Annotated in this window: 1 protein-coding gene; it reads left to right on the top strand. The window is 69.8% G+C overall.

From position 1 onward, the window contains the following. Positions 1–58 precede the first annotated feature (58 nt). Positions 59–401: helix-turn-helix domain-containing protein (locus KSY82_RS10620; RefSeq protein ID WP_368042064.1), on the top strand; the 343-nt coding region annotated here is incomplete at its 3' end.

The raw sequence follows: 401 nt of genomic DNA, 5'->3' as shown, positions 1-401 counted from the left end.
CCTTGATTATCAACTTCATCCGAACACCTCCCACATTCATCCGTACATGTGCGGATGAATGTGGGAACCCGATACCCTGAGGGCCGGACCGGCCGGCCCCGGGAGATCGGAGGACGGCATGTCCGGAAAGACGAGGAAGGGGTCCGCGAAGGCGGCCCAGAGGGCCTACGGCAGGCTCACGAGGCACGAGCGGGACACGGTCCAGAGGATGCTGGAGCGCAGGGCCTCGTGCAGGGAGATCGCGAGGGAGCTGGGCAGGTCGCCCTCGACGGTGAGCGCCGAGGTGGCGTCGCACAGGTTCGTGACGGCGCCGAAGGCCAGGCGCGGCGAGCGCGTGGACGGCTCGGCCGACCTGTCGGCGGCCTGCCCGCGCCTGGCCGCGTGGCCGCGCTGCTGCAACG

The sequence above is a fragment of the Collinsella aerofaciens genome, assembly GCF_019131995.1.
GTDB classification, from domain to species: Bacteria; Actinomycetota; Coriobacteriia; order Coriobacteriales; family Coriobacteriaceae; genus Collinsella; species Collinsella aerofaciens_S.
Note: the sequence above shows the minus strand (reverse complement) of the source record. Positions and strands in the feature narration are given on the sequence as shown.